The sequence below is a fragment of the Sinorhizobium sp. GQ132 genome (genome assembly GCF_059758575.1).
In genome coordinates this window covers 1-534 of record NZ_JCAXDX010000056.1, presented here as the reverse complement: position 1 = coordinate 534, position 534 = coordinate 1, and the positions used below count along the sequence as shown (strand labels likewise).

1 protein-coding gene is annotated in these 534 nt (G+C 59.6%); it reads right to left on the bottom strand.

Annotated elements, in window-relative coordinates; all coding sequences use genetic code 11:
* Positions 1-534: hypothetical protein (locus AC6CIG_RS29690; RefSeq protein WP_498324385.1), on the bottom strand; the 534-nt coding region annotated here is incomplete at both ends.

Genomic DNA, 534 nt, shown 5'->3' with positions numbered 1-534 from the left:
CGTCCAGGCGGGGTCGCGCTCTGAGGGACTCAGCAATGCTCGGCAAAGAATGTTCGTCCTCACGAAGTCGGCTGCAAGGGCGAAGCTGATGGACTGCCCAGTGGCAATCGCCCGATCGACTTGAGTTGGGTCGCCGTCGCCGAGGAAGAGGCCGACCGTGACACTGTCGATGACGCGCGGCTTGCTGAAGATCAGCATCAGCTTCGCCTGATCGTCAATATCCGGAAAAAGTTCGACACGCTGGTCACGTTCGGTGTCGAGCAGCTTGTTAACCTCGAGGTTGGCGCGGTTGACGAAGTCGGTCACGGTTGACCCTACGCCATGGAGTGACAGGCTCTTCGGCTTAACGGCCAGAAGCGTGCCACTTTCGAACTCGAGCCCGACGTGGAGTTCGCCGCTCGTGAACGGCGTCTCCTCGGCATCGATTCGCACCACTCCTGCTTCCACTCCAAGCATCAGGACAGCCTGATTGGTACCAGGGTTCAGCATCAAGCGGACCGACTTGATGATGATGTCTACCGCGTCGGTGCGGAA